A 1349-nucleotide genomic window follows, 5' to 3' on the forward strand; every position below is an offset into this window, starting at 1 on the left:
ATTTAACAGCGATTGATGGTGGATGGACGACAGGCGCTTCGGTAACATGGGCTTGGAAATATGCTTTTCTTGCTTTTCCAGTGACAATTATTATCAACATCATCATGTTAGCATTTAAATGGACAAAAACACTTAATGTGGATATGTGGAATGTGTGGGGAAAAGCATTTTGTGCAGTAATGGTCTATTATATATCAGGAAATCTGTATCTAGCTTTTCTAGTTGTAGCCATTCAAGTAGTCGTTGAGTTAAAAATTGGCGATATTTGGGCTAGAGAGATTCAGGAATTAACGGGAATTCCTGGTGTGACTTTACCTCATCATATGACATTAATTGCAGCTTTGTTATATCCAGTAGATAAATTTTTAGATTTATTTCCTATTTTCAACAAAAAAATGGATGTAAATGCTTTGAAAAACAAAATCGGTATTTTTTCTGAAAATCATGTAATGGGTTTTATTGTCGGTACATCGATTGGTTTAATTGGTAGATATTCGATTTCAGACGCATTGATTTTAGGAATAAACGCGGCTGCGGCTTTAACGTTATTTCCACTTGTTTCTAAGTTATTTATGCAGGCATTGTCGCCTATATCAGACGCAATATCAGAATATATGAGAAATAGATTTAAAGGAAGAGAGTTGTATATTGGTTTGGACTGGCCAATCTTAGCAGGAGCAAGTGAAATTTGGGTGCTGGCTATTTTGTTAATCCCATTTGAATTATTATTTGCAGCAATTTTACCAGGAAACCAAGTATTGCCTTTTGCAGGATTAATCAACTTATCCATTATTGTAGCTGCATATTTGCTAGGAAGGGGAAATATGTTAAGAATGCTTGTATATGGAATCATAACCACGCCAGTATTTCTATATATCGGAACTTACTTTGCCCCATACATTACTCAATTAGCACGTGATACAGGCGCAGTGAATGTTGAAGAAGGTACGATGCTAGCATGGGCAACTATTGAGAATGGTGAATTTAAGTTTGCTTTTGCAAATGCAATGGCAGGTAATTGGTGGGGAATAGTATTGGCAATTGCTTGGTTAGCGTTATTTGTCATTTTCTATATTGGTCGTAGTAAGGAAAATGTAAAACGTTATAGTGATGATTCAGAAATGGATGCGGTATAAGATGTTGAATAAACAAAATATTTTTAATATAAGCTCCATTTTTTTAGCTATGTTCCTACTAATTGCAGGATATTTTGGAAAGAATGCATTTCTTTCGGGATTATCTTTAATGATAGCTGTGTTGACTTACTATCAAACAAAAGGAGATAATCACACGTAAAATTATTAATTGAAAGGAGAGGAGCTATTTGATTTATACGATTACTTTGAACC

The 1349-nt window shown here is 34.5% G+C and carries 1 protein-coding gene; it reads left to right on the plus strand.

Going from position 1 to position 1349, the window contains the following annotated elements; translation table 11 throughout:
- On the plus strand, positions 1-1136 hold a 1136-nt coding region (locus KQI94_RS16000), incomplete at its 5' end, for a PTS transporter subunit IIC (protein ID WP_216454644.1).
- Positions 1137-1349: the final 213 nt, after the last annotated feature.

Source organism: Enterococcus sp. S183_ASV_20 (assembly GCF_018919685.1).
In the GTDB taxonomy this organism is placed as follows: Bacteria; Bacillota; Bacilli; order Lactobacillales; family Enterococcaceae; genus Enterococcus; species Enterococcus faecalis.